Genomic DNA, 25636 nt, shown 5'->3' on the forward strand with positions numbered 1-25636 from the left:
GGGATATGGACTTCCTATGTGTTAGCCAACTTAGTTTTTGCTAAACGTATTAAGTACAGCTTTCACGAATCCACCCAAAAATTTTGGTAGCTTGATTGTGTAGAACTTCATTCTCTACCCCTCCTTAGAGTTTAGCCAGTAAACGGACGCATGCCCGAAGACTGACTTCGACTTCGTGAGCACTAACATCATTACAACAGTATATGCCCCGGTCGTGAAAAAGTACCTTCTATTTTACTTTCTCCGATCTATTCGCTTCCAGAAAGCAAAAAAAGCTACAAGAGCGCATCGCTCTTGTAACTATATGTATGCAGCTAGGGTGCAGTTATACCCATCTGCGTGTATAGTGCATAAATTAAGCTGAAGATGAAATAGAAGATCACGGCAATCACGATAAACCAAATGCGAAATCCAAGTCCCTCAAACCGACGGAAGAAACGCATCCCCAGATACAAGGCACCGAGTGAAAAAATATACTTCGTGAAATCGTGTATGTTAGAAAAACACGCAAGTAGCACGGCGCATACCAGACTGTACAGAAACAGCCAGAGAAATCTCATCGTCCCGCTCCCCTCTACCCCCGAATTCGTCTAATTGCATCGGCGCGGTCGGACTGGCCAAATACAGCATTGCCTGCGACGAGCACATCGGCTCCCGCTTCGACCACCTGGCGAGCCGTGACTTCGTTAATACCGCCGTCCACCTCAATGTGAAGACCGCTCAAGCCCTTGGCGTTCGCTTGATCGCGCAATGCGCGGATTTTGCCAAGCATACCCGGAATGAACGCTTGTCCGCCAAAGCCAGGATTGACGGTCATAATAAGCACAAGATCCAGATTCTCATCAAGCACGTGTTCAATAAGCGAAATCGGGGTTGCAGGGTTAAGGACAACCCCTGCCTTGACACCGCTTTGCTTGATCAGATGAAGCGTGCGGTGCAAGTGCGTACAAGCCTCTACGTGCACGGATATGAGGTCTGCGCCCGCTTTAACAAAGTCAGGAATATAGCGGTCAGGATCCTCGATCATCAAATGCACATCCAGCGGCAGTTTCGTCACTGGACGTATAGCGTCAACAACAAGTGGTCCAATCGTAATATTGGGCACGAAATGGCCATCCATGACATCCACATGGATCCAATCTGCTCCGCCAAGCTCGGCGTCTTTAATCTCTTCACCAAGTTTAGCGAAGTTTGCTGATAAAATTGAAGGTGCTACGTGTACCATTCGTTCCTAATACCTCCTCTTCCGATCCTTGATTTCCCCTAAAAATAACAAGTAATGATCATAACGCGAAGCGGCAATCGTTCCTTCGGCCACCGCATCACGAACCTTGCAATCCGGCTCATGCAGATGCAAACAGCCTCTAAACCGGCAGCCCTCCGCTACCTCTGCGAACTCTTTAAAACAACTGCTAAGCCCTTCCGCTTCGACTTCCATGAAATCCAGCTGGCTGAATCCCGGCGTATCTGCGACAAGCCCGCCATTGTTCAATGGAAGCAGCTCAACATGGCGGGTCGTATGCTTCCCTCTGCCCAAACGTTGAGAGATTTCATTGGTCTCCAAGTTGCGGCCGCTAATCATTGCATTGAGCAATGACGACTTGCCTACACCGGACTGTCCTGCGAATACGCTGACCGCGCCTTCCAGATGCTGTAGAATCGATTCAACGCCCACTTTCAGGCGAGAACTCGTCTTCAGCACAGGATAGCCGATGCCCTCATACAGCTTCGTAATCCGCTCCAGCTCCGCAACCGTCATTTCTTTCGGTGCGGCAGTATCAGGATCCGCTGACAATAAGTCACTCTTGGTGAAGCAAAGGACAACTTCGATGCCCGTATGTTCAATATGAACAAGAAATTTATCCAGCAGCTGTAAATTCAGAACAGGCTCTGTAACAGAGAAAACAAGCACGACCACGTTCACATTGGCAATCGGAGGACGGATCAGTTCCGAAGAGCGGGGCAAAATTTCAGTAACTGTTCCTTCCCCATTCTCCGTCTCCTCAAAGACGACCCGATCCCCGACTAGCGGCGTTATTTTCCTGTTCTTAAATACGCCTCTGCCGCGACATGTAACCATATTGGCATCCTGGAGCTCCGCCCCTTCGGGCAGAACGTAGTAATAACCGCTCAAAGCTTTAACAATCATTCCTTGCGGCATTAATTTGTGCCTCCAGTTGGTGGTTTAGAGGCAGCCCCGCCTGATTGGCCTTGCCCATTGCCATTGCCGCCTACCGGAATAGCCGGCCCATTGTTTTGCTGTTTAGGCGATGACGAAGGCGAGACGCTAGGGCTCGGCGAGACGGTCTTCCCATTCTTTTGATCTAAATAATCTTGATAGGTGCGCGTAATGGAGTTAACCAAGTTGTCTCCTTCTTTAATCAAGATGACAGCTTTCTTATCCGGAGAAACAATGACTTTGACATCCAGGTTTTGAGGCTTCGACACTTTTTCCGTCTTGTATTCGAAGTTCTCGTACTGCGCATCGCTAACGATGATTTTAAACTCGGAATCCTTGCCCTCTGTCGTCGGTTTCACAGGGACACTGACCGTCACTTGTCCGGCATCCTCCGGCAACCCGTCGCTGATGATCAGCGAGATTTCAAAGCCGACAGAAACATCCGTGTCTTTATCATACGGGAACTGCTTAATGACTTTCCCTTTGGCCACCTTGTAGCTTTTCTCTCGCGTAATGCCGTTCGCAGGAAGCTTAAGATTCAGCTTGGTGATTTGCGCCTTCGCTTCAGCCTCCGTCATGCCGACGAGATCCGGCATTTTGAAGGTTTCCTTCGCTTTGCTTACGACAAAGGTAATCGCTGCTTTATCCAGTTCAAATTCTTCCCCGACCAACGGCGTTTGCTTCAGGATCGTGTCCGGCGGATCATCGGTCGTCGTTTGCGTGAACGTAATCTGACTATCGTCAATCCCGAGCGCTTCCAGCTTCAACTTGGCGTCTTTGAGCTGCTGTCCGATGTAGCTTTCCATCTTGATCTTAGGAGCGCCTTTACTAACGTACAGCGTCACCTTGGTGCCTACGTTCATTCGCATGCCGCTAGGATTTTGACGGATGACCGTATCTTTAGGCGCTTTGCTCTCTTGATCATACTCTACCGTAAAACCGAGTTTGGCGCTGGTCAGTTCCGCTTCCGCCTGCGTTAACGTCTTGTTCACCACGTCCGGCACCTCGACCGTTTCAACGGTGAACATCCCTTTCACATATCCGACTGCATACCACATTGCACCAAGAATCATCAGCAAAATGACGATCCATACAAGCGGCTTAATCCAACCCTTCCCTTTCTTGGGAGCAGCTTCCTCGCGCCAAGCAGGCTTCTCCGGTTCGTCGTCGTCATCGAAGCTCGCAAGCTGATCCGCACGAATGGCCGGCATAACCAAGGTACGCTCCTCGTCCATGCCGTCGGCATCCCAAAAAGCCACTTTCGCCTCATTCCGGCGATCCGGGTTTAGACACGTATCAAGATCCGCCATCATCAGCTTCGCAGACTGGTAGCGTTCATCGGGCTTTTTACGCATGGCTTTCAGAATGATGTTTTCCACACTCTGAGGAATGAGAGGATTAACTTTACGAGGATCTTCCACATCTTCCTGCAAATGCTTCAAAGCTACGGAAATCGGACTTTCGCCAAGAAAAGGAAGGCGGCCCGTCAGCATTTGATACATCACGATACCGAGGGAGTATAAATCGGATTTTTCGCCGGTATTCGTACCTTTCGCGTGCTCCGGCGAGAAATAATGCACAGAACCGACAACAGCTCCCGTTTGCGTAATCGTGGAAGACGTAGCGGCCCGTGCAATACCGAAATCCGTCACTTTGACTCGGCCGTTTTTACCGATCAAAATATTGTGCGGCTTAATATCGCGGTGAATAATTTCATTATGATGAGCGTGATCGAGCGCATCTGCAATTTGGCTGGCGTAATGAACTGCGTCTTCCACCTGCAGCGGTGCTCTCTCTTTAATTAAATCATTCAAAGTAGTGCCTTCTATGTATTCCATAACAATGTAATGCACATCTTCTTCTTGTCCCACGTCATAAATACTGACGACATTAGGATGAGAAAGGGAAGCGGCTGCTTGAGCTTCTCTGCGGAAACGACGAATGAACTCTTCGTCATGAACATACTGCTGTCGCAGTACTTTTACAGCCACTTTACGATTTAATAAAAGATCATGCCCTTTATAAACTAAAGCCATGCCGCCTCCGCCAATACGGTCTAGAATTTCATAGCGGCCCCCAAGCTTTCTACCGATCAATTCCCATCACCCCTTTTTTCGTCCGAATCAGCATCGTGCGCAAGTAAAACAACCGTTACGTTATCGTCTCCACCTTCATCCAACGCGCTTTGAATCAATTGTTTCGCAGCAGCATCCAGCTCAGCTTGCGACTTGATGATTCGCAGAATATCGCCGGAATCCACTAATCCGCTTAAACCGTCGGTGCAGATCAGAATGGTATCCCCAGGCCGCCACGAATACTCGTATAGATCCACCTCTACGCCAGGCTCTGTGCCTAACGCTCGCGTAATCCAATTACGGCGAGGATGGTGATCGGCTTCTTCAAGGGTGATCTGCCCGTTCTTCACAAGCTCATACACCAGGGAATGATCTTCCGTCAGCTGAGTGATCGACTCCCCGGCAATTTTGTAAGCACGGCTGTCACCAATGTGACCGATGATCAGCAGCTCTTGCGAAGCGATCACGGCGACAACGGTCGTCCCCATCCCATGATAGCTTTCTTGTCCGGAGGCAAACTCATAAATTTTCTCATTCGCCTTCTCGATCGCTTCCTTCAGCACTTGCTTACAAGCTTCAACGGGCATTCCCCAATGAATGGTTTGCAGTTCATTACTGATCATATCAATTGCCATTTGGCTGGCAATATCGCCAGCCTGGTGTCCCCCCATACCATCAGCGACAATAGCCAAAGAAAGGCCATTCAGCTCATGCTGTATGGCGGCGCGGTCCTCATTCACTAAACGGACTTTACCGATATCGGTACGGCTTACCATCTTCATCCTGATCTCACCTCATGACTTGCTCTCCATATGCTTCGCGCGCAGTTGTCCGCATGCAGCAGCGATGTCACTGCCTTGTTCACGGCGTATGGTGGCATTAATTTTGGCCTTTTCAAGAATACGTTGGAAGGTGAAAATATCGTCCCTAGGCGTACGTTTGAAATCCCGTTCGGCCACGAAATTCACAGGAATCAGGTTCACGTGGCTAAGCGGCATGTCTTTCAATACCTTCGCCAGTTCTTCTGCATGTTCCGCCTGATCGTTCACTTCCCCCATGAGGGCATATTCGAACGTAATGCGTCTGCCGGTTTTGGCAATATAATACTTACAAGCTTCGATCAGATCAACGAAAGGAAATCTGCGATTGACCGGCATCAGTTTCGAGCGAAGCGTATCATTCGGAGCATGGATAGAAATCGCCAAGTTGACTTGTAGATTCTCATCTGCGAACTTGTAAATGTTCGGCACAATCCCGCTTGTCGAAACCGTGATGTGACGTTGTCCAATGTTCAAACCTTTTGGATGAATCATCACGCGCAAGAAATTCATCGTCGATTCATAATTCTCAAACGGCTCGCCGATTCCCATGATCACGATGGAAGAAATGCGCTCTCCCGTCTCATCCAGCAGCTTCTGAGCTTTCACGACCTGAGCCACAATTTCCCCTGGTCTCAAATCCCGCTTAAGACCTCCCAGCGTAGATGCGCAAAATGTACAGCCAACGCGGCAGCCTACTTGCGTAGTGACGCAAATGCTGTTGCCGTAGTTATGCTTCATGACGACCGTCTCAATCGCGTTCTTATCTTCAAGTTCAAATAAGAACTTAACAGTGCCGTCCTGAGACTGGTACTTAGCGATCTCGGACAGCGTAACGAATTCAAACTGATCCTTCAGTTTGTCGCGCAGCGTCTTCGGCAAGTTGGACATTTCGTCAAAGCTGAACACACGCTTGATATACAGCCAGTCGAAAATTTGCCCAGCTCGAAATGAGGACTCGCCGTTTTCTTTCACCCAGCTCTGCCACTCATCCCAATTTAAATCATATACAAATGGTTTTTCTTTCAAATACGGTTTATTAGACACAATTTATCACAACCTGTTGTTATTTATTCCAGCTTTGTTCTAGCTTTGTTCCAGCCTTATTGCTAATCCTGTCTATTTTATCACAAAGCGGGGCCGAACACACATCCCCCTCTGTGCACTAAGCACGTTTGCACAGCCGCGCAATGAAAAATCCGTCTGAATGGAACTGCTGCGGCAAAATTTGCACCATCCCGGCGGCAGCAGCCGCAGGGTCCACGCTCGCAAAAGCTTCCGCCGGCAGCGGAGCGAGCTCGAAATCGCGATGCTCCGCAAGGAAACGCTCCACCATGCCGGCGTTCTCTGCATGCTCAATTGTACACGTGCTGTATACCAGCACGCCGCCAGGCTTGAGCAGCCGGTGTACCCGGCTTAAGATCGCGTATTGCAGCTCGCTGATCGCATCGATCTCGGCTTCCTGCTTCGCCCACTTCAAATCGGGCTTGCGGCGAATAACACCTAAGCCGGAGCACGGCGCATCAAGCAGAATGCGGTCAAACGACTCCGCCGCAAAATGCTCGTCCAGCTTCGCAGCATCCATCACCAGCGTCTGAATCGACGTCAATCCCAGACGCTCCGCCTGATCTGCGATCAGCTTCTGCTTGTGCTCATGCAGATCACAAGCCCAAATCTTGCCGCTATCATCCATCTTCTCGGCGATGTGAGCGGTCTTGCCGCCAGGGGCGGCGCAGCAGTCCAGCACCGTCATGCCTGGACGCGGCTCAAGAGCTTCAGCGACGAGCATTGAGCTCTCGTCTTGAATCGAGAAGTCCCCCTGCAGGAATCCGGGGGACAAAGCCATGTTCCCGGCCCCCTGCACAAGAATGCCGGCCGGGGCCAGCTCTGACGCTTCCGCGCTGAGGCCGCTGCCCTGGAGCTGCTCCAGCAGCTCCAGACGGCTGCGGCGCCTCGCGTTCGCGCGAATGCTCACGTGCGGCGGCTCATTGTTCGCCGCACAGATCTGTTCCGTCAGCTCAGGGCCCAGCTGACGGATCCAGCGGCGCACGAGCCACTCCGGATGGGAGTGGCCCAGCGCGATGCGCTTCACGTCGCCGAGCGCCGCCGGAAGCACCAGCTCCGCTTTGCTGCGGATGATTGCGCGCAGCACGCCGTTAACCATGCCCGAGATGCCTTGGTGGCCTCGGCGCTTCGCGATATTGACCGCTTCGCTAACGACCGCATGGTCGGGGATGCGGTCCAAATAATGCAGCTGGTAGAAGCTCAGCCGCAGCAAGCATCTGACCCATGGCTCCAGCTTCGCGAGCCCTTTGCTCACGAAACGCTCCAAAAAGAAATCAATCGTATTTTTACGTCCGATGGTCCCATACACAAGTTCTGTCGCCAGCCCCGCATCAGCCCGTTCCAGCGCGTGCTTCTGCAGAACCTGATTGAGCAGAAGATTGCTGTACGATTGATTCTCTTCAACGCGAATCAATACATCCAGCGCCGCTTCGCGGGCAGAATGCTTAACAGCGCTGCTCTTCGCAGCGCCTCCGGATGATTTAGATGACAAGGGCTTCCGAGCCCCTTGTGTTTGGTTAGATCCATGTTGCGGACGGTTAGGTTTTTGCGTTGACAAATCGAATACCTCATTTTTGTTAAGTTATGGCTGATCTTCGCCCACACTGCCGAATGTCGTCCCTGCTGCGATTTGTACGCCGCGAATAAATTCGGAGACGGGCATTGCTTTTTTGCCAGCAGGTTGAATATGGGTCAGCCATAGCGTACCTTCGCCGGTCATCACTTCAATACCGTGCTCGCTGCTGCCTAGAACCGTTCCGGGAGCAGGAGCTTCCGCGAAGCTGCGGCTTGTTGTTTCCTTCGGATTCGCGCTTTCCCAAACCTTCATGACTTCCCCGTTCCACAGGGTGTAAGCACCAGGAAAAGGATTCAGGCCGCGCACTTGATTCCAAATCTCCACAGCCGAACGAGACCAGTCAATCAGCTCGTCCTCCCTGCGGATATTCGGGGAGTAAATCGCATCAGCCTCATTCTGCGGGACAGCCTGAATACGTCCTGCCAATAAATCCGGCAAGGTGCGTTTCAACAGCTCGCTGCCGGCAATGCTTAGCTTTTCAAACAAAGTCCCCGTCGTATCGGTATCCTCAATTGGAAGCTCTACACGGGAGATCATGTCGCCCGTATCCAGCCCAACGGCCATATACATGATGGTGACGCCTGTCGTTGCTTCGCCGCGCAGCACAGCATGGTGGATCGGCGCTCCGCCGCGATACTTGGGCAGCAAGGACGCATGAATGTTAATGCAGCCGTGCTTCGGCAGATCAAGAACAGCCTTAGGTAGAATCTGGCCATAGGCAGCGGTCACAATCAGATCAGGCTTCAGCTGGCGCAAAACCTCCACGGAATCCGCTTGGCGCAGCTTCTCGGGCTGCAGCACCGGAATGCCGTGTTTCTCCGCTTCGACCTTCACCGGCGGCGGCGTCAGGACGCGCTTGCGTCCTTTCGGCCGATCCGGCTGCGTGACAACCGTCGTCACGTTATAGCCTTCCTCCAGAAGAGCCTGCAGGGAAGGTACTGCAAAATCCGGTGTCCCCATGAAAATGATATTCACTCAGAATCTTCCTCTTCATCGCTAGTGTATGTTTTGGTTGCCAGGTCCGTAAACAGAATCCCGTTCAAGTGATCAATTTCATGGAAAATGCAGCGAGCCAGCAGCTCAGTACCTGTTACTTCGATTGGATTTCCGTTGCGATCTTGGCCTTTGGCCGTGACATTCATAGCGCGTGTGACATCACCACGAAGGCCAGGAATACTTAAGCAGCCTTCCGGTCCATGCTGTTCACCGCTGGAAGACACGATTTCCGGATTGACCATTTCGATCAGTCCGCCATGCTCTTCGCCGCAGTCCATCACAATCACGCGTTTGAGAATACCGATTTGCGGAGCAGCCAGGCCTACACCCTCTGCCTCATACATGGTGTCTGCCATATCGTCGAGCAATTTATGCAGATTGGAATTGAATTTGGTAACTGTGATCGCCTTTTCCCGCAGCACAGGATCTGGATCTTTGACAATAATACGAATAGCCATAACGTGCACCTACCTTTGAGTCTTCTCTATTTGGGATTTCTTACATCAAATATTGCGGGTCAACATCCACACTGATCAGCAGCTTTTCCTTCGATGAGCGCTCTTCAAACCAGGCCACCGTCCGGCCGACAATCTCCGCCGCCTGATCTTCCCCACGATATTTTACCACGCATTGGAATCGATATCTATCTTTGATTCGGGAAATAGGCGATGCGACTGGGCCCAGCACGTCCATTTGGAAGGATTGGTCATGGGACACCGCGTCTGAAAACAGGTCCATTTGTTTCGCCTGATACTCACGCGCGATCTCTTTAAGCCTCGTAACAAAAGCTTCCGCAAAGCGCACCAAAAGCGGCACCTGCTCATGTGAAAAAGTAACCAAAATCAAGCGCTGATAAGGCGGATAGCCTAAATTCGCGCGAACATCCAACTCATGGTTGGCAAAAGCGATAAAGTCATGGTGGCTTGCGTATTGCACGCTATAATGCTCAGGCGTGTAAGTCTGGACGAACACTTCCCCTTGCTTTTCATGGCGGCCCGCACGTCCGGCTACCTGGGTCAGAAGCTGAAAGGTGCGCTCCGCCGAACGGAAATCCGGAATATTCAGCACGGTATCCGCAGCAATAACCCCCACCAGGGTCACATCGGGAAAATCAAGCCCTTTGGCGACCATCTGCGTCCCCAGCAGCACATCCGCCTGCTTCTCGCGAAACATCGTCAGCCACTTTTCGTGCGAACCCTTCTCTGTCGTCGTATCGACATCCATTCGAATGACGCGAATGCCTGGGAATATTTTGCCCAATTCCTCTTCGACACGCTGCGTACCTGTGCCAAAATGGCGGATATGCTTGGACTGACAGCTAGGGCACTCGGTTACCTCACGCTCCGCATAGCCGCAATAGTGGCAGCGCAGCATGCGTGAGCTCTGATGGTACGTAAGCGAAATATCGCAATGCGGACATGTCGAGACGTACCCGCAGGTACGGCACATGACGAAAGTCGCATACCCTCGCCGGTTCAGCAGCAAAACAATCTGTTCTTTCTTGTGTAACCGATCTTCAATCGCTTTATACAGCGCCGTGCTGAACATCGAGCGATTTCCGCTTTTCAATTCCTCCCGCATATCGATAATCGCCACAGGCGGCATTGGTCTGCTGGCCACCCGCTCTTTCATCGTCAGCAATCGGTATGGAGGTTCTGCCCGATCCCGGCGCCGCCTCGTTTTCTCCAAGCTCTCCAGCGAAGGAGTTGCTGAACCGAGCACAACGACGGATCCCTGCATGCTTGCACGCTTAACCGCCACATCGCGAGTATGATATTTGGGACTCTCTTCCTGCTTATAAGAAGACTCATGTTCCTCATCAATAATAATAAGTCCTATTTTCGTAAAAGGAGCAAAGATCGCGGAACGTGCGCCGATCACCACTTTCACTTGCTTGCGCGTAATTTTGCGCCATTCATCGTATCGTTCCCCGTTCGACAACCGGCTGTGCAGAACAGCAACCTGATCGCCGAATCTGCCCTTGAATCGTTCGACCATTTGCGGGGTCAGCGAAATCTCAGGTACCAGCACGATCGCTTCTTTCCCCATATCCAAGCATTGCTGGATGGATTGTAAGTAAACCTCCGTTTTACCGCTGCCTGTAACGCCATGCAAAAGAAAAACCTCATGTCGCTCCTCGGCGACGGCATCCCGAATTTCTGCGAACACACGGCTCTGTTCCTCGGTTAACGGAAGCGGCTTCGTCCTCACAAAAGCACGACCCGCATAAGGGTCGCGCATCACTTCGACTTCGCGCAGCTCGATCCATCCGCGATCGGCCAAGCTTTTAACCGTTGAAGCGCCTACTTCCACCGTTTCCATCAGCTCCGTCAGCCGAATGGCATGGGGATGCTCCATCAAATAACGCAGCACTTCCTGCTGCTTGTTGGCTCTCGCCGGAAGCTCGGATAGCGCCTGCTCCAGTCCGCTGCCTCCCGCAGGAGGGAAAACCGTCAGCGCCTTCTTCGTGCTCATTCGGTCTTTCACGACCTGCACTTCCGTCAAAATGCCCGCGCCAAGCAATTGCTTGATGAGGGCACCGTCGGCTGCAAAACGTTCCATTAACGCATCCATTGGAACGGATCCTTTGGACTTGACGAAAGCCACAATCGCTTGCAAATCCGGCATGTCTAGCAGCGACTGTTCACCGGATTCCTCGCCAACCTCAATCGCCCGCTCATACTTCGCTTTGAGTGCGGCGGGCAGCATGGCTTGCAGCGCTGTGACTTCGTGACACAAATACATGTGGCTGATCCATCTGCCAAGCCTCACAAGCTCATCGGTCAGAGGAGGCACCAGATCCAGGACGTTCTGTATGGGTTTAATCCGTTTCACATCAAGCTGTGTGTCCTCGTGCAATTCCACAACGAAACCTTGCAGCACCCGAGGCCCGAAAGGTACGCCCACACGGCTCCCCACCTCGACCCACTTCTTTAGCGCCGAGGGGACTTCATAATCGAACGCACGGTTCGTTTGTTTCGCAGGAACATCCACAATGACCTTGGCGTACATCAGGACTCCCTCGCCTTGGTGGATAAACGGTCCGCTGTCAATTCGAGCAGCCTGCGCGCTACATCTTTCTTACTCTGAATAGGCAGCGCTTCTACGAGTCCGTTGCGGTCAAAAATGCGCACCACATTCGTATCTCCGCTAAAGCCCGCCCCTTCCTGCGATACATCGTTCCCGACGATCAGATCACAATTTTTACGCTTCAGCTTGTCCAGCGCATGCTCATCGAGCCGCTCCGTTTCCGCAGCAAAACCAATGACGAACTGATGCTTTTTCAGCGTGCCCAATTCCTGTAAAATATCCGGATTTTTAATCAATTCCAGCGTCATCGAATCCGATTTTTTCTTGATTTTTTGATCGGCTATAACCGCAGAGCGGTAATCCGCAACCGCAGCAGCTTTGATCACCACATGGCTTTCCTCAAAACGGGACAAGACCGCTTCTCTCATATCCAGCGCGGACTGCACAGGAACCAATTCAACACCGGCAGGCACAGGCAATGCGCTTGGACCTGAGACCAGAGTCACTTTCGCTCCCATACGTACAGCTTCCTCCGCGATGGCATAGCCCATTTTACCGGAAGAATCATTCGTAATATAACGAACCGGGTCAATGCGTTCTACCGTACCTCCAGCCGTCACGAGCACCCGCTGCCCTTCAAGGCGCCGAGGTTCTCCCTTAAAATACCGCTCAACCGCTGCAAAAATCTCCTCCGGTTCCGCAAGCCGGCCTTTACCGACATATCCGCAGGCAAGCTGCCCTTCGCCCGGCTCAATGAAACGAACGCCACGGCTAAGCAAAGTCTGCATATTCATCTGCACGGCTGGATTTGCATACATGTGCACGTTCATTGCAGGTGCAATCCAGACCGGTGCGGTTGTTGCGAGCAGCGTTGTGCTTAGCATGTCATCGCCAAGACCTAGCGCTATTTTACCAATCGTATTCGCTGTGGCTGGTGCAACAAGCACGAGATCCGCGCTATCCGCCAAGTTGATATGGGAAACAACAGAAGGATCCTTCTCATCAAAGGTATCCACGAATACATGATGACGAGACAGCACTTGAAACGTTAACGGCGCCACGAATTGAACAGCGGATTCTGTCATGATGACGCGCACCACCGCTCCCGCCTGAGTCAGCTTGCTCGTGAGCGCTGCCGCTTTATAAGCAGCAATCCCTCCGCACACGCCAAGTACAATCGTTTTACCCTGCAAAACACTCATGAGTATTCCCCCTTCTATCTGCTATTCTGGGAAAAAAATAACAACCACAAAGGGTTGTTGGGTAAGCGATTTATTTCTCGGTTTCTTTCACTTTCTCGTTCTCTGTCGGCTCGATTTTCTCGTAGCCAATGTAGTGGCCGTAAAGCTCTTCAAGCGCCACACCAACTTGCTTATGAGCTTTGTGGTTTTTCAAGTCTGATTTCGCGCCGTCGCGAAGAGATCTCGCTCTTTTGGATGCAGCGACAACCAAGGAATACTTGCTGTCTACGATATCTAGCAATTTATCAATTGAAGGATATAACATTTTATTTCACCTCATCTATCCATTGTACGATTTTGGGATACACGCGTTCTTTTTTGCAATGTTCAGCCGTTAGAATCGCTTGTATTTTGGAGCATGCTGTTTCCACATGATCATTCACAATTGCATAGTCGTAGTGTTCCATTAAACGAATTTCATCAATCGCTATCGACATGCGGCTGCGGATGACTTCGTCCGTTTCTGTACCACGCGTTACAATGCGATTCTCAAGCTCATCCAGCGAAGGCGGCAGCAAGAAAATAAACACACCTTCGGAAAACTTTTGTTTCACCTGCAAAGCACCCTGAACTTCAATCTCTAGGATGACATCTTTGCCGGAGCGCAGCGTTTCTTCAACAAAACGTCTCGGCGTCCCGTAGAAATTACCTACGTATTCCGCCCATTCCAACACTTCATCCGAATCGATCATCTGTTGGAATTGTTCCCGTGTTTTGAAGAAATAGTTGACACCGTCGACTTCCCCTTGTCTGGGTGAGCGGGTCGTAGCCGATACGGAATACACGATATCCGGAGAGCACTTGCGCAGCGCGGCGCATACGGTACCTTTACCGACACCGGAAGGTCCGGATAAAACAATCAGAATACCTCTCTCACGCTCAAGAGTGTTCGTATTACTCGTCATGATCATCGTCCTTGTTGGAAAGTCTATGCGCTACCGTCTCTGGTTGTACTGCCGACAAAATCACATGATCGCTGTCCGTGATAATAACGGCACGGGTTCTTCTACCATATGTAGCGTCAATCAGCATGTGACGATCACGCGCCTCTTGAATGATTCTCTTGATCGGAGCCGATTCCGGACTCACAATCGAGATAATGCGGTTCGCCGATACGATGTTGCCGAACCCGATGTTGATTAATTTGATAGCCATTTAGGGCTTCCTCCTCGCGAAGCTCCATGCCGCTTCACTCGATATTCTGTATTTGCTCGCGCATCTTTTCAAGCTCTGCCTTCATCGCAATGACTCTAGCCGTAGGCTCCGAGTGATTGGATTTGGATCCGATCGTGTTCACTTCCCGATTCATTTCTTGAATCAAGAAGTCCAGCTTTCGTCCGACAGGCTCTTTCTCTGAAAGCAATTGATCACATTGCCCAAAATGACTCTTCAGACGAGTCAATTCCTCATCCACGTTAGAACGATCTGCGAAAATCGCAATTTCTGTCGCGAGCCTCATCTCATCCACAGGTGTCTGATCCTGCAGGAGAGTCTGAATGCGATTGGTGAGCTTAGCCGCATAATCTTGCACGACCCCAGGCGCTAAAGCTTCCAGCTCTGTATGGATCCGTTTGAGCTCAGCAAGGCGCTCACGAATGTCCTGTTCCAGAAATGCTCCTTCTCGCATCCGCATATCGGATAATTTGGCAACGGCCTCCTGCAAGCAGGCGCACAATTCCTGTTCGATCTCCTCGTCAGGCTCCTTGCGAAGCTCTTTCATCTGAATGAGATCCGGCAGTCTTAATAAATCTTTGAGACCGACCTGCTCGGCGTACCCATAGCGCCCCTTCAACTCCTCAGCAGCCTGCAAATAAGCATCTGCCAAAGCAAAGTCGACCGTCACGCTCTTGGTAGAAGCCGCTTCACGTTCCGCTGTAACGAAGACGTCAACGCGCCCTCTCCTCACAGCTTGCAGCACCGTCTTCTTCAAAGCGTCTTCAAAGACCGCCCATTCCTTAGGCATTCGAATCGACACTTCACTATACCTATGATTGACCGATTTCACATCGATAAACACGTTGTATCCCGCAAAAGAACGATTCGCTTGTCCGAATCCGGTCATACTGCAAATCATCCTCATCACATCCATTACCCTATTTTAATTCATTTTGAAAGTGGGTACAAGTGGAAATCATGACGTTTCGACTTTTCCCACACATACTTTGTCAAGTCAACACACATCTCATACGCTAGAAAAGGGGTCATCAGATAGATGCCATTGAAGTAAGGCATTGCCGCATCCAGCAGCTCTTTGGCAATCTCCACGCCCATCGCGCGGCCTTCTGGACCCTTGAGTCCGCTCATGCGCGCTCTAACTTCATCCGACAACCGGATGCCGGGCACTTCATTATGCAAATACTCCGCGTTCCCTCCGCTCGCGAGCGGCGCAATCCCAATAAATACCGGTATATGCAAATGCTTGGTCGCTTCGTAAATTTGTTCAATTAACCCCGCATCGTATACGGGCTGTGTCATAATGTAATCGGCGCCGGCTTCGATTTTGCGTTCCAAACGCTGCACCGCTTTATCCAAATGCTTGACATTCGGGTTAAAAGCAGCCCCGACCACGAAGTTCGCTTTCTGCTTCAACGGTTTGCCGGAGAACGCAATCCCTTCGTTCAGTTGTTTAATCATCCGGATAATCTCAAAGGATGTCAGGTCATAAACCGAGCTGGACCCCGGGAGATCGCCGAATTTGGCGGGATCGCCGGTCACGGCCAGCACATGGTCGATGCCCAGCGCGTGAAGCCCCATGAGATGGGACTGCGTCCCGATCATGTTGCGGTCGCGGCACGCGATATGAATCAGCGGACGCGCGCCAAGCTTATCCTGCACGAGGTGGCCGAGCGCCAGGTTGCTCATGCGCGTCACCGCGAGTGAATTGTCGGCCATCGTAATGGCGTCGACGTGCGCGTCCTGCAGGGCCCTGGAGCCCTGCATAAATTTGTCGATGTCGAGATCCCGCGGGGGATCCAGCTCGACAATGACGGTTTTGCGCTGCTTCACGATCTCCAGCAGCGAAGGTTTGCCTGCCGGCGGCGCAGGTTTCGCCGGCGCCGGTTCCAGCACGCGCACCGCGCGCGCGGACACTGCCGTGCCCGGCTCTGCCGGCACGTAGTCCTGCAGCGCCTTCGCGACTGCGGCGATATGCTCCGGCGTGGTGCCGCAGCAACCGCCGATGATGCGCGCGCCGAGATCCGCGAAGCGCAGCGCGCTTTCGGCGAAGTACTGCGGCGTCGCCGCATACGTGTACTGCCCGTCGACGTAGTCGGGCAGCCCCGCGTTCGGAAACGCGGAGAATGGCACACCGGCCAGCGGGGTCAGTTTCTCCATCGAGCGGAGAATCCCGTTCGGGCCGACGCGGCAGTTGAAACCGATGACGTCAGCGCCTTCATCGCGCAGACGCAGGAATGCCTCCTGCAGCGGAACGCCATCCTGCGTGCTGCCGGTTCCTTCATTTGCGAACTGGCAGATCACCGGCAAATCGCTCATGCTGCGAATGATGCGCAGCGCCAGTTGCAGTTCTTCCAAATCATAGAAGGTTTCGAGCATAAGCCCGTCAACCGGTGAGTCCAGAAGAATGGAGATCTGTTCGCGCAGCGATTCTTCGACATCGGCGGTACGGACATTTTTGCGTTTACCGGCACGAATCGAACCGATTGCTCCAACAACATAAGCGTCTTTTCCTACAACCTTCCTCGCAAGCTCCACACCTGCACGGTTAATCGCTTCAACATCGCCTTCTAGCCCGTACTTAGATAATTTTTCACGGTTAGCCGAAAAGGTATTCGTTTCAATAAGACGAGCACCAGCCTCAAAATAACGGCGGTGCACTTCAGCGACCGTTTCCGGTCTGAGCAGATTCAGTTCTTCATAAGAAATGCCTACCGGAAATCCCATCTGATATAAATAAGTCCCCATCGCGCCGTCACCGGTCAAAATATCCCGCTGAAGCGCCGCTCGAAGATCCAGTTTCATCATAATCTCCCCGCTTACTAAAAAAATGTAGTTATAATGTATCACAAATGATGGGAGATATTAAGATAAACCTTTATCAATTATTCTGATAGTGTGCTAGTCGAGCGTCCCCTGATACACTTCTTCGGCAGGCCCTGTCATATACACGTGATTATCTTCTTCATTCCATTCGATGAACAAATCTCCGCCTTTCAGCGAAACCGTAGCCTGACGGTCGGTAAGCCCATTAAGAACGGAAGATACCAGCGTCGCGCAAGCACCGGTCCCGCAAGCCAGAGTAGGACCTGCGCCCCGCTCCCAGACACGCATATCCGTAAACGCACGATTCTTCACCGTAGCGAATTCTACATTGATTTTACGCGGAAACATTGGGTGTACTTCGAGCTTCGGCCCCCATACGGCAAGGTCGAAATTAACCGCATCATCCACATAAATGACACAGTGCGGATTTCCCATTGAAACAGCTGTAAACCGAAACTCTCTTCCGTCTACTTCAATCGGATGATTGATTACTTTTGCCTCATCTACCGTCGTAGGAACTTCGAGTCCTTGTAATATCGGCTGCCCCATATCCACCCGGACCGTCGCAACTTTCCCCTCTTGCACATTCAGTTGGACCTTCTGCACACCTGCACCCAAGGTTTCAACCGTAATCTCTGTTGCATCCGTAAGCTTGTGGTCATAAACATATTTAGACACGCAACGAATCGCATTGCCGCATTGCTCAGCTTCGGATCCGTCGGAGTTAATAATGCGCATTTTGAAATCTGCCTTCTCAGAAGGAAGAATGTATACTAAGCCGTCAGCGCCAATGCCAAAGAAGCGATTGCACAGCCGGATCGCGAGCTGATCCACACCGGCAGGCAGTTCTTTTTCACCAGCTATGACAATAAAATCGTTGCCTAAACCATGCAATTTTGTAAATTTCATTGTATTCAGCACTCCAAATGTGTGTTTTAGCCAATATCATAGCGCAAAAATGATTGAATGCATAGCCCTTTCTCCTGTTTTTCGTTCAGCTAAATGGGAAAAGACCATCCCCAAGGTCATTAAGACCTCTGAGACAGCCTCATATCTAAACCTATCTGAAACTTGCCTTGGATGACGTATAGGAAGCAGGACGAGAGCCTTTGGTACGCTTCGGTGAGAGCACGCTGCCCAACCCCATAAGAAACGTCGGGATCCCTGCGGCGATGAGCACGAGAATCCAATCCTTCCATCCAAGCGGAACGGTTTTGAAGATCGGTTGAAGAGTATCCACATACATAACGGCGAGCATCAAGATAAGAGAGGATAATACCGCAAGAACAAGGTAACGATTTTGTAACGGATTGCGGTGAAAAATCGAACGGGAGCTGCGGCAATCGAACACATGGATCAGCTGAGCCATGACTAGCGTAGCGAAGGCGACGCTTTGTGCTTTCAATAACGTTGCGGCATCCGAAGGATCCGCCCGCAGTACGAGCCAGAAAGCCGCCAAGGTGCAGACACCGATGAGAATTCCGCGGGAGATGATTTTCCAGCCAAGCCGTCTGGCGAAAATGTTCTCCTTCGAAGAGCGGGGCTTATGCTGCATCAAATCCTTCTCGGCTTGGTCGACACCCAGCGCCATCGCCGGAAGGCCGTCCGTCACCAGATTCACCCACAGAATTTGGATCGGTACTAACGGCAGCGGCAAACCTGCCATCATCGCGATAAACATCGTCATAATCTCGCCGACATTGGACGCCAGCAAATACCGGATGAATTTGCGGATATTTTCGTAAATCCCCCGTCCTTCTTCGATCGCTGCGACAATTGTGGAGAAGTTATCGTCGCTGAGAATCAAGGAAGAAGCTTCTTTCGAAACGTCCGTCCCCGTAATCCCCATCGCGATTCCGATGTCAGCCGCTTTAATCGCCGGCGCGTCGTTCACTCCGTCACCCGTCATAGCGACAACATGTCCTTTACGCTGCAAAGCCTTGACAATACGCAGCTTATGCTCAGGGGATACCCTTGCATACACGTAAGTATCATTCACCTTGGCTTCGAGATCCTCGTCCGACATGGAAGCGAGCTGCTGCCCGCTCAAGCTGACGCCACTGCCTTGAATCATGCCAAGCTGTTTGGCAATCGCTTCTGCCGTCGTCTGATGGTCGCCGGTTATCATAATTGTTTTAATGCCTGCTTTACGGCATTTGGAGATGGCTTCGCGCACTTCTTTACGAGGCGGATCAATCATGCCGGTTAAGCCGATGAAGACCAAGCCGTTTTCCACCGTTTCATAGTCGTCGTAGCGGTCCGTGCTTTTTAGCTCCTTGTAGGCGATGCCTAACACCCGCAGGGCGGATCTGGCCATGCCTTCATTGGCCGCCATTACTTTTTGCTTCAGCGTAGAAGTGAATGGAATGACTTTGCCATCCCATAGAATGTAGCTGCAGTGCTGGAGCAGAACGTCAGGCGCGCCCTTGGTGCATGCCATGCGTCCATTTTCCGAAGTCACCAGAACAGACATCCGTTTGCGTTCGGAATCAAAAGGAAATTCGGCGATTCGTTTATACTTGTCACTAAGCGACTCTTGCGTAATGCCGCTCTTCGCACTCAGGACTACCAAGGCTCCTTCTGTCGGATCCCCTTTGATATTCCAGACAGAGACGACGTTCTCTTTGGAATCCTTGCCCTTCTTCCGTTTCAGCTCCTGCTTTTCCTCATATAACGTTGCGTTATTACAAAGCACGGATACATGGAGCAATCTGCTTAATGAAGGGTTTTTGAGCAGATCGGCGTTTTGTCCGCCAATTTGAATGTCCCCTACCGGTGTATAGCCGTCCCCTGTCACTTCCAGCACATCGCCGCCAACCCATAAGTGGGTAACGGTCATTTTGTTCTGTGTGAGGGTTCCTGTTTTATCGGAGCAGATGACCGAAGCGCATCCTAATGTTTCAACAGAAGGCAGCTTTCTTACGATCGCTTTGCGTTTAATCATCCGCTGTACGCCAAGTGCCAGTGCAATTGTCACAATAGCAGGCAAGCCTTCTGGAATGGCAGCGACGGCCAAGCTCACGCCTGCCAAGAACATCGCATACGGCTGTTGTCCGTGCATAATACCGGCAACGACGACGAGAACGGTTAACGCGATTGCGACAATAATCAGTATTTTCCCGAGCTGTTCCAGACGGTGCTGAAGCGGTGTTTCCATGGATTCTGTATTTTGAATCAAATCTGCGATTTTACCCATTTCCGTATTCATTCCGATTCGAACGACCACGGCTTTGGCTGTGCCTCTGGAAACCATCGTCCCCATAAACCCTAGATTCCGCTGATCCCCAAGAGGTACTTCATCATGCGCAATCGCTGCTGTTTGCTTACTAACGGCCACAGACTCGCCTGTTAACGCTGATTCCTCGATATAAAGGCCGTTCGTCTCCAAAAACCGCACATCTGCCGGAACCCTGTCCCCGCTTTCCATCAAAATGATATCGCCAGGCACCAAATCACGAGCCGGTATTTGATGAATGGCGCCTTCCCTCCACACGTTCGCATTCGGAGCAGACAACTCCTTAAGTGCTCGTAGCGAACGTTCGGCGCGGAATTCTTGGGTAAAGCCAAGGATGCCGTTCATGACAATAATGATAACGATCGTGATCGCATCTAGATATTCGCCCAGCAAGCCGGAGATCAGAGTCGCCCCTAATAACACCAGCACCATGAAATCTTTGAATTGATTCAATAGCAGCGTAATCGGAGAGACGCGATTGCCTTCAGTCAGCTCATTGCGACCCGCTTCTCCCTGCCGCTTCCAGGCTTCTTCCCAGGGCAATCCTTGCTGCGTGTCCACCTGCTGTAACTGCAGGACTTCTTCCGATGTCAACTGGTACCACTTATTCTGACTCATTCGCCCTTCTCCCTCCCACTTCCCACTTGATCTTGCCTCCCACTTATACGTAAATGTATTCAGACAAGCCGGAAAATATCCCTGAAATCATCTTTCCCGGTGGCTAAGGCTTAAGTTTTTGTGAAAAGTATGGCATCATAGAGATTAGCAAAGTTTTCACCTAGAATGGAGTTGTATGTATCATGGCTTTAGACGGACTAGTCCTGCACGCAATTGTTCATGAATTACAAACGTGTGTCGGAGGCCGCATTAATAAAATTCACCAGCCCAGCGAAAATGACGTTATCCTGCAAATCCGGGCGCAAGGGCAAAATCTCAAGCTTCTTCTTTCAGCGAATCCCACGTTCCCACGGGTCCAGCTCACGGAGCAAACCTCTTTGAATCCGATGGATGCCCCTATGTTTTGCATGCTCCTACGCAAGCACTGTGAGAACGGAGTTATTGAAGCCGTGGAACAAATTGGCATGGAACGTGTCATCCGGCTGCAAATCCGCCACCGAGATGAATTAGGCGATATGAGCACCAAAGAAATCCTCGTCGAAATTATGGGGCGGCATAGCAATATCATTCTGCTGGATCCGGCAACAGACACCATTTTGGATGGTATTCATCACGTAACCCCTGCCATTTCCTCCTATCGGGTTGTCATGCCAGGAAGCAAGTATGTCACACCGCCTGTGCAGGATAAGCAAAATCCATTGAACGTGGATAAACCAACCTTCCTTGATGCGATGGCTCAAAAGTCCGGGGAAGATTCCTCTAGTTCGGATAAACCCGAACATCAGCTTGTCGCCGCCTTTAGCGGGTTAAGCCCATTAATTGCCAAAGAGATCGTATACCGCGGCCGCAAGACCGATGGAAACGAACAAACGGGCGATCTCGACGCTTTATGGCATGCTTTTGACCATGTCATGTCGGCTGTGCGTCAGCACCACTACGAACCCATCATTACCGAGCAGACAAGTACCGGCAAATTGTTCTTCGCCATGACACCGCTCACGCACATTGAAGGGACGTCCACGACGTACCCAACGCCTAGCGCATGCTTGGAGATGTTTTATGGAGACAAAGCCGAAAGAGATACAGTCAAACAGCGCGTGGCCGATTTGCTCCGTTTTTTACAAAATGAATCAAATAAAAATATTAAAAAACTGGAAAAACTGCAAGAGACCGTCGAAGACTCCAAAGATGCCGACAAATTTCGAATACTTGGCGAGCTGCTGACAGCTTCCCTGCATGCCGTTAACAAAGGGGATCGCGAGCTTGAGACGGTCAACTACTATGATGAAGATCAGGCCATGCTCAAAATTCCGTTGGATCCGCTGTTGACCCCGTCAGAGAATGCGCAGCGCTATTTTAAAAAATACACAAAAATGAAAAACAGTACCGCCATTGTCGAGGAACAAATCGAACAAACGCATCAGGAAATTACGTATCTGAATTCCTTGCTGCAGCAGCTGGGCGTAGCTTCCTTGACCGATATCGAAGAAATCCGCGATGAGCTTATGGAACAGGGCTACATACGCGACCGCAACAAAAAGCAGCGCAAAAAGAAGAAAAAAGATAAGCCTGCCTTGGCATGTTATATGTCTAGCGAGCAAATTCCGATCTACGTCGGCAAAAACAATACGCAAAACGAATTTTTAACCAACCGGCTTGCTTCCTCCTCCGATACTTGGCTGCATACGAAGGATATCCCAGGCTCCCATGTCGTGATCCGAAGCGACAACTATTCCGAGGCAACTCTGCGAGAAGCGGCGCAATTAGCTGCATACTTCAGCCAAGCCAAGCACTCCAGCCAAGTGCCTGTTGACTATACAGCGATTAAACATGTCCATAAGCCGAATGGCTCCAAGCCTGGATTCGTGATTTATGTGAATCAGAAAACACTATTCGTAACGCCGGATGAACAGGAAATCAAACAAATGAAAGTAACTGTAAAATAGAGAAAGAACCTAGCGCATCTTCCTGCACTAGGTTCTTTTACTTATGTTTATTCCGCTTCTAGCTTTCTAGCCAAATTGAGAAGATACGCTTTCACCTGCTGCTGCAAATCAGGCCGTTGGAGGGCAAGCTCGATGGTCGCTTCAATATAGCCGAATTTGTCGCCAACGTCGTAACGATTCGCCTGCATCAAATAAGCGGCCATTTGCTGCTCTCTATTCAGGACACGGAGAGCATCCGTTAATTGAATTTCTCCGCCACGGCCAGGCTCTTGCCGTTCCAAGATGCCAAATATTTCTGGCATGATCAAGTAACGGCCGATCACGGCTAAATTTGAAGGCGCTTGGTCACGGTCAGGTTTCTCGACCAAATCTTCAATCAAACGATAGCTGCCGTAGCTCGCCGCAGGGGAAACGATCCCATATTTGCTCACATCTTCCCATGGCACTTCCTGTACAGCGATAACGGACGTTTCTGTCTGTTCATAAACATCCAACATCTGTTTGAGTCCAGGTGGAGATGATTGCAGAATGTCATCGCCCAGAAGCACGGCAAACGGCTCATCGCCAATAAATTTGCGTGCGCAAAGGATGGCATGGCCGAGGCCTAAGGGCTGCTTTTGCCGAATATAATGAACGTCAGCCAGATTAGAGACAGACTGCACAATATTCAACAATTGCGTGCTGCCTTTTTCCTCGAGCATCATTTCAAGTTCAACGGATTTATCAAAATGATCCTCAATCGCCCGCTTGTTGCGGCCGGTTACAATGATGATATCCTCAATCCCGGACTCAATTGCTTCTTCCACAATGTATTGGATGGCAGGCTTGTCCACAATGGGCAGCATTTCTTTGGGCTGCGCTTTCGTGGCTGGCAGGAAGCGGGTTCCTAAACCAGCCGCAGGAATGATCGCTTTGCGAATCTTTTTCATTAACGCGGCTCCTTCTCGGTTTGTAAATATTGCAAAACTTCAGTCCCAATTCGCTTGGAACCGATAGGCGCATGAAAAACAACTCCGCCCCGTTCGCCGTGGAAATCTGAACCTGCTGTAATGAGAAGGCCTGCGCGCTGGGCAAGCTCAAGATATCTCGCTTCATCTTCCGGCGTATGGTCGGAATGGTAGACCTCAATGCCGTCTAATCCTTGCTGTGTAATAGCCTCAACGAGCGCATCGTCATGATAAATGCCTGGATGAGCAAGTACGGCCTTTCCACCCGCTTCATGAATCCACTGGATGGCCGTTTCCGGTTTGATGCGCGGCGGATTGGCATAAGCGGCAGCGCCTGTAGCCAAATACTTGTCAAAGGCCTCGCTAATGGAGGAAACATAACCTTTGTTCAGCAGCACAGCAGCAATATGGGGTCTTCCGACAGTATCGCCCTTGCGCTTAATATTCGCTACTTCTTTGAGCACATCATCCATCGTAATTTCAATGCCTAACTGCTGCAAACGCTCAATAATCATGTCGTTCCGAGCATTTCGGGTGTCACGCAAAGAGGCCAATCTTTCCAGAAACTGACTATCGTCGATTTGAATATAATACCCCAGCACATGGATGTCTTGGCCACCCGCGACAGTCGAGATCTCAACCCCGGGTACAACTTCAATTCCGAGCTTCGCTCCCTCTGCAAGCGCCTCAGCCACTCCTGAAACCGTATCATGATCCGTGATCGCAATTGCCGCCAATCCGGCATCGTGGGCCATTTGCACATTAGCCGCAGGACGCTGCGTCCCGTCCGAAGCCGTCGTATGTGTATGTAAATCCGCTTCCATTTTGGCTGACACATTGGCTGTCATTTCTGCTTCCCCCTCTTCTTCTTAGCCCTTACAGGTGCTGCACATTTTAAAGAAAACGGCTTAATTCTTCCTGCTGTAAAAAGGTCATAAAACTGACTGCGGATATAGGAAGCAGTGTGGAATTTAAATAAATCGCATAGAAGCTGCGTTCAAACCTAATATTCTCAATCGTTTTCACTTTAAACAATCCTAGGGTCACTTCATGCTTAACCGAAGACTGCGATAGGATGGAAATACCAAGCCCAGCTTCAACGGCTGATTTAATAGCGCCAGTGCTGCCTAATTCCATGACAATCTTCATTGTGGAACAATCCATGTTGCAGCGGGCGAATTCCTCTTCCATTACCCTTCGAGTTCCGGACCCCTGCTCACGAAGCACGAATGGATATTTCAACACTTCTTCGAGTGTAACAACCTCCAGGTCTGCTAAAGGGTGGTCCGTCGGCACAATAAGCTTCAGCTCATCGCTTAGAATCGCTTCCGTATGAACATCAGGATGATGAATCGGCGCCTCGACAAGCCCGAAATTCAGCTGATGACCCAGAACCTCATCGAGAATTTGTGTCGTATTCATCACCTTCATGGAAACGGAGATGTTCGGGTAATCTTTGCTGAAGGGACCAAGGAGACGAGGTAAAATGTATTCGCCCATCGTCAAGCTTGCGCCAAGCTGGAGACGCCCTTCAATCATTTTGGTGAATTTGGACATCGCCACGTCCGTCTCCCGAATCAGCTCAATGCTATTTTTCGCAAACGGCATGAGCGCTCTTCCCGCTTCAGAAAGCTCAATCTTCTTGGTGCTGCGGTGAAATAGCTTCACGCCGAAATAATCCTCGAGGGATTGAACCTGCATCGTGACGGCAGGCTGTGTCATATGGAGCGCCCCGGCGGCATGTGAGAAACTTCCTTTTTCTGCGACGGTATAAAAAATGTGAAGTTGATGAAAATTAAGTGCCATGAAACCCCGCCTCTCTTTGCTACCATTATATGAAATTGCGCGCGTTCAGTCCATTCAGACGTAAAAAAGAGCATGCCTGATGGACACGCCCTTGATCCAACTATT

Annotated in this window: 23 protein-coding genes; 1 reads left to right on the forward strand and 22 read right to left on the reverse strand. The window is 50.8% G+C overall.

The genetic code is table 11. From position 1 onward, the window contains the following. Window positions 1–30 precede the first annotated feature (30 nt). From spoVM to GON05_RS20500, 19 genes are all read right to left on the reverse strand, one after another. Window positions 31–111: a stage V sporulation protein SpoVM gene (gene spoVM, locus GON05_RS20410; RefSeq protein WP_014652194.1), complete on the reverse strand. Its 81-nt coding sequence runs from the start codon at window positions 109–111 to the stop codon at window positions 31–33. Between the two features lie 203 nt (window positions 112–314). Next, window positions 315–560 (reverse strand): hypothetical protein, encoded by a 246-nt coding sequence (locus GON05_RS20415; protein ID WP_157321363.1) that lies wholly within the window; start codon window positions 558–560, stop codon window positions 315–317. Window positions 561–574: 14 nt separating this feature from the next. Continuing rightward, window positions 575–1225, reverse strand: a complete 651-nt coding sequence (gene rpe / locus GON05_RS20420) for a ribulose-phosphate 3-epimerase (RefSeq protein WP_157321365.1) — start codon at window positions 1223–1225, stop codon at window positions 575–577. A gap of 6 nt (window positions 1226–1231) precedes the next feature. Next, window positions 1232–2161, reverse strand: coding sequence for a ribosome small subunit-dependent GTPase A (gene rsgA, locus GON05_RS20425; protein ID WP_157321367.1), 930 nt, complete (start codon window positions 2159–2161; stop codon window positions 1232–1234). Then, window positions 2161–4275, reverse strand: coding sequence for a Stk1 family PASTA domain-containing Ser/Thr kinase (gene pknB / locus GON05_RS20430; protein ID WP_127452212.1), 2115 nt, complete (start codon window positions 4273–4275; stop codon window positions 2161–2163). Before pknB ends, rsgA begins: the two co-directional genes overlap by 1 nt. After that, entirely contained in the window at window positions 4272–5036 is a 765-nt protein-coding gene (locus GON05_RS20435; protein WP_157321370.1) for a Stp1/IreP family PP2C-type Ser/Thr phosphatase, read from the reverse strand. The genes pknB and GON05_RS20435 overlap by 4 nt, the downstream gene beginning before the upstream one ends. A 12-nt stretch (window positions 5037–5048) precedes the next feature. Beyond that, a complete protein-coding gene (gene rlmN / locus GON05_RS20440) occupies window positions 5049–6119 on the reverse strand; it encodes a dual-specificity RNA methyltransferase RlmN (RefSeq protein WP_181646158.1) in 1071 nt (356 codons plus the stop codon). A 118-nt stretch (window positions 6120–6237) separates the two neighbouring features. Further along, window positions 6238–7629 (reverse strand): 16S rRNA (cytosine(967)-C(5))-methyltransferase RsmB, encoded by a 1392-nt coding sequence (rsmB, locus tag GON05_RS20445; RefSeq protein WP_246239271.1) that lies wholly within the window; start codon window positions 7627–7629, stop codon window positions 6238–6240. Between the two features lie 90 nt (window positions 7630–7719). Beyond that, a complete protein-coding gene (gene fmt / locus GON05_RS20450; protein ID WP_127452414.1) occupies window positions 7720–8673 on the reverse strand; it encodes a methionyl-tRNA formyltransferase in 954 nt (317 codons plus the stop codon). A gap of 11 nt (window positions 8674–8684) precedes the next feature. Then, window positions 8685–9167: a peptide deformylase gene (gene def, locus GON05_RS20455; protein WP_127452205.1), complete on the reverse strand. Its 483-nt coding sequence runs from the start codon at window positions 9165–9167 to the stop codon at window positions 8685–8687. A gap of 40 nt (window positions 9168–9207) precedes the next feature. After that, window positions 9208–11721, reverse strand: coding sequence for a primosomal protein N' (gene priA / locus GON05_RS20460; protein ID WP_157321374.1), 2514 nt, complete (start codon window positions 11719–11721; stop codon window positions 9208–9210). Next, complete coding sequence (coaBC, locus tag GON05_RS20465) at window positions 11721–12941, reverse strand: bifunctional phosphopantothenoylcysteine decarboxylase/phosphopantothenate--cysteine ligase CoaBC (RefSeq protein WP_157321376.1); 1221 nt, start codon at window positions 12939–12941, stop codon at window positions 11721–11723. Before coaBC ends, priA begins: the two co-directional genes overlap by 1 nt. 70 nt (window positions 12942–13011) lie before the next feature. Continuing rightward, window positions 13012–13245, reverse strand: coding sequence for a DNA-directed RNA polymerase subunit omega (gene rpoZ / locus GON05_RS20470; protein ID WP_157321378.1), 234 nt, complete (start codon window positions 13243–13245; stop codon window positions 13012–13014). Window position 13246: 1 nt separating this feature from the next. Next, entirely contained in the window at window positions 13247–13885 is a 639-nt protein-coding gene (gmk, locus tag GON05_RS20475; protein WP_127452198.1) for a guanylate kinase, read from the reverse strand. Next, window positions 13875–14135: an extracellular matrix/biofilm regulator RemA gene (remA, locus tag GON05_RS20480; RefSeq protein WP_009672664.1), complete on the reverse strand. Its 261-nt coding sequence runs from the start codon at window positions 14133–14135 to the stop codon at window positions 13875–13877. The genes gmk and remA overlap by 11 nt, the downstream gene beginning before the upstream one ends. 34 nt (window positions 14136–14169) lie before the next feature. Next, window positions 14170–15054, reverse strand: coding sequence for a YicC/YloC family endoribonuclease (locus GON05_RS20485; protein WP_157321380.1), 885 nt, complete (start codon window positions 15052–15054; stop codon window positions 14170–14172). Between the two features lie 29 nt (window positions 15055–15083). Beyond that, complete coding sequence (locus GON05_RS20490; RefSeq protein WP_157322257.1) at window positions 15084–16958, reverse strand: bifunctional homocysteine S-methyltransferase/methylenetetrahydrofolate reductase; 1875 nt, start codon at window positions 16956–16958, stop codon at window positions 15084–15086. 96 nt (window positions 16959–17054) lie between these two features. Then, on the reverse strand, window positions 17055–17888 hold the full coding sequence (dapF, locus tag GON05_RS20495; protein ID WP_157321382.1) for a diaminopimelate epimerase: 834 nt from the start codon (window positions 17886–17888) through the stop codon (window positions 17055–17057). A 151-nt stretch (window positions 17889–18039) separates the two neighbouring features. After that, window positions 18040–20832 carry a calcium-translocating P-type ATPase, SERCA-type gene (locus GON05_RS20500; protein ID WP_157321384.1) on the reverse strand — a complete coding sequence of 931 codons (2793 nt, stop codon included), beginning with the start codon at window positions 20830–20832 and terminating at the stop codon, window positions 18040–18042. 182 nt (window positions 20833–21014) lie between these two features. Between GON05_RS20500 and GON05_RS20505 the strand changes: the two genes are divergently transcribed. Then, window positions 21015–22778 (forward strand): Rqc2 family fibronectin-binding protein, encoded by a 1764-nt coding sequence (locus GON05_RS20505; protein ID WP_157321386.1) that lies wholly within the window; start codon window positions 21015–21017, stop codon window positions 22776–22778. A gap of 47 nt (window positions 22779–22825) precedes the next feature. Here the strand turns inward: GON05_RS20505 and galU are convergent, their stop codons facing one another. The 3 genes from galU to GON05_RS20520 are packed head-to-tail and all read right to left on the reverse strand — an operon-like array spanning window position 22826 to window position 25531. After that, window positions 22826–23707, reverse strand: a complete 882-nt coding sequence (gene galU / locus GON05_RS20510) for a UTP--glucose-1-phosphate uridylyltransferase GalU (protein ID WP_127452189.1) — start codon at window positions 23705–23707, stop codon at window positions 22826–22828. Beyond that, window positions 23707–24573 carry a PHP domain-containing protein gene (locus tag GON05_RS20515; protein WP_157321388.1) on the reverse strand — a complete coding sequence of 289 codons (867 nt, stop codon included), beginning with the start codon at window positions 24571–24573 and terminating at the stop codon, window positions 23707–23709. The genes galU and GON05_RS20515 overlap by 1 nt, the downstream gene beginning before the upstream one ends. A 46-nt stretch (window positions 24574–24619) precedes the next feature. Then, window positions 24620–25531 (reverse strand): selenium metabolism-associated LysR family transcriptional regulator, encoded by a 912-nt coding sequence (locus tag GON05_RS20520; RefSeq protein WP_127452186.1) that lies wholly within the window; start codon window positions 25529–25531, stop codon window positions 24620–24622. Between the last annotated feature and the right edge of the window lie 105 nt (window positions 25532–25636).

The organism is Paenibacillus anseongensis, from assembly GCF_009757995.1.
Classification (GTDB): Bacteria; Bacillota; Bacilli; order Paenibacillales; family NBRC-103111; genus Paenibacillus_E; species Paenibacillus_E chondroitinus.

What these genes read in the sequence shown, in the direction of transcription:
- spoVM (WP_014652194.1), bottom strand. Translation starts at nt 111, where the DNA reads ATGAAGTTCTACACAATCAAGCTACCAAAATTTTTGGGTGGATTCGTG.
- GON05_RS20415 (WP_157321363.1), bottom strand. Translation starts at nt 560, where the DNA reads ATGAGATTTCTCTGGCTGTTTCTGTACAGTCTGGTATGCGCCGTGCTA.
- rpe (WP_157321365.1), bottom strand. Translation starts at nt 1,225, where the DNA reads ATGGTACACGTAGCACCTTCAATTTTATCAGCAAACTTCGCTAAACTT.
- rsgA (WP_157321367.1), bottom strand. Translation starts at nt 2,161, where the DNA reads ATGCCGCAAGGAATGATTGTTAAAGCTTTGAGCGGTTATTACTACGTT.
- GON05_RS20435 (WP_157321370.1), bottom strand. Translation starts at nt 5,036, where the DNA reads ATGAAGATGGTAAGCCGTACCGATATCGGTAAAGTCCGTTTAGTGAAT.
- fmt (WP_127452414.1), bottom strand. Translation starts at nt 8,673, where the DNA reads ATGGGGACACCGGATTTTGCAGTACCTTCCCTGCAGGCTCTTCTGGAG.
- def (WP_127452205.1), bottom strand. Translation starts at nt 9,167, where the DNA reads ATGGCTATTCGTATTATTGTCAAAGATCCAGATCCTGTGCTGCGGGAA.
- priA (WP_157321374.1), bottom strand. Translation starts at nt 11,721, where the DNA reads ATGTACGCCAAGGTCATTGTGGATGTTCCTGCGAAACAAACGAACCGT.
- coaBC (WP_157321376.1), bottom strand. Translation starts at nt 12,941, where the DNA reads ATGAGTGTTTTGCAGGGTAAAACGATTGTACTTGGCGTGTGCGGAGGG.
- rpoZ (WP_157321378.1), bottom strand. Translation starts at nt 13,245, where the DNA reads ATGTTATATCCTTCAATTGATAAATTGCTAGATATCGTAGACAGCAAG.
- gmk (WP_127452198.1), bottom strand. Translation starts at nt 13,885, where the DNA reads ATGACGAGTAATACGAACACTCTTGAGCGTGAGAGAGGTATTCTGATT.
- remA (WP_009672664.1), bottom strand. Translation starts at nt 14,135, where the DNA reads ATGGCTATCAAATTAATCAACATCGGGTTCGGCAACATCGTATCGGCG.
- GON05_RS20485 (WP_157321380.1), bottom strand. Translation starts at nt 15,054, where the DNA reads ATGATTTGCAGTATGACCGGATTCGGACAAGCGAATCGTTCTTTTGCG.
- GON05_RS20490 (WP_157322257.1), bottom strand. Translation starts at nt 16,958, where the DNA reads ATGAAACTGGATCTTCGAGCGGCGCTTCAGCGGGATATTTTGACCGGT.
- dapF (WP_157321382.1), bottom strand. Translation starts at nt 17,888, where the DNA reads ATGAAATTTACAAAATTGCATGGTTTAGGCAACGATTTTATTGTCATA.
- GON05_RS20500 (WP_157321384.1), bottom strand. Translation starts at nt 20,832, where the DNA reads ATGAGTCAGAATAAGTGGTACCAGTTGACATCGGAAGAAGTCCTGCAG.
- GON05_RS20505 (WP_157321386.1), top strand. Translation starts at nt 21,015, where the DNA reads ATGGCTTTAGACGGACTAGTCCTGCACGCAATTGTTCATGAATTACAA.
- galU (WP_127452189.1), bottom strand. Translation starts at nt 23,707, where the DNA reads ATGAAAAAGATTCGCAAAGCGATCATTCCTGCGGCTGGTTTAGGAACC.
- GON05_RS20515 (WP_157321388.1), bottom strand. Translation starts at nt 24,573, where the DNA reads ATGACAGCCAATGTGTCAGCCAAAATGGAAGCGGATTTACATACACAT.
- GON05_RS20520 (WP_127452186.1), bottom strand. Translation starts at nt 25,531, where the DNA reads ATGGCACTTAATTTTCATCAACTTCACATTTTTTATACCGTCGCAGAA.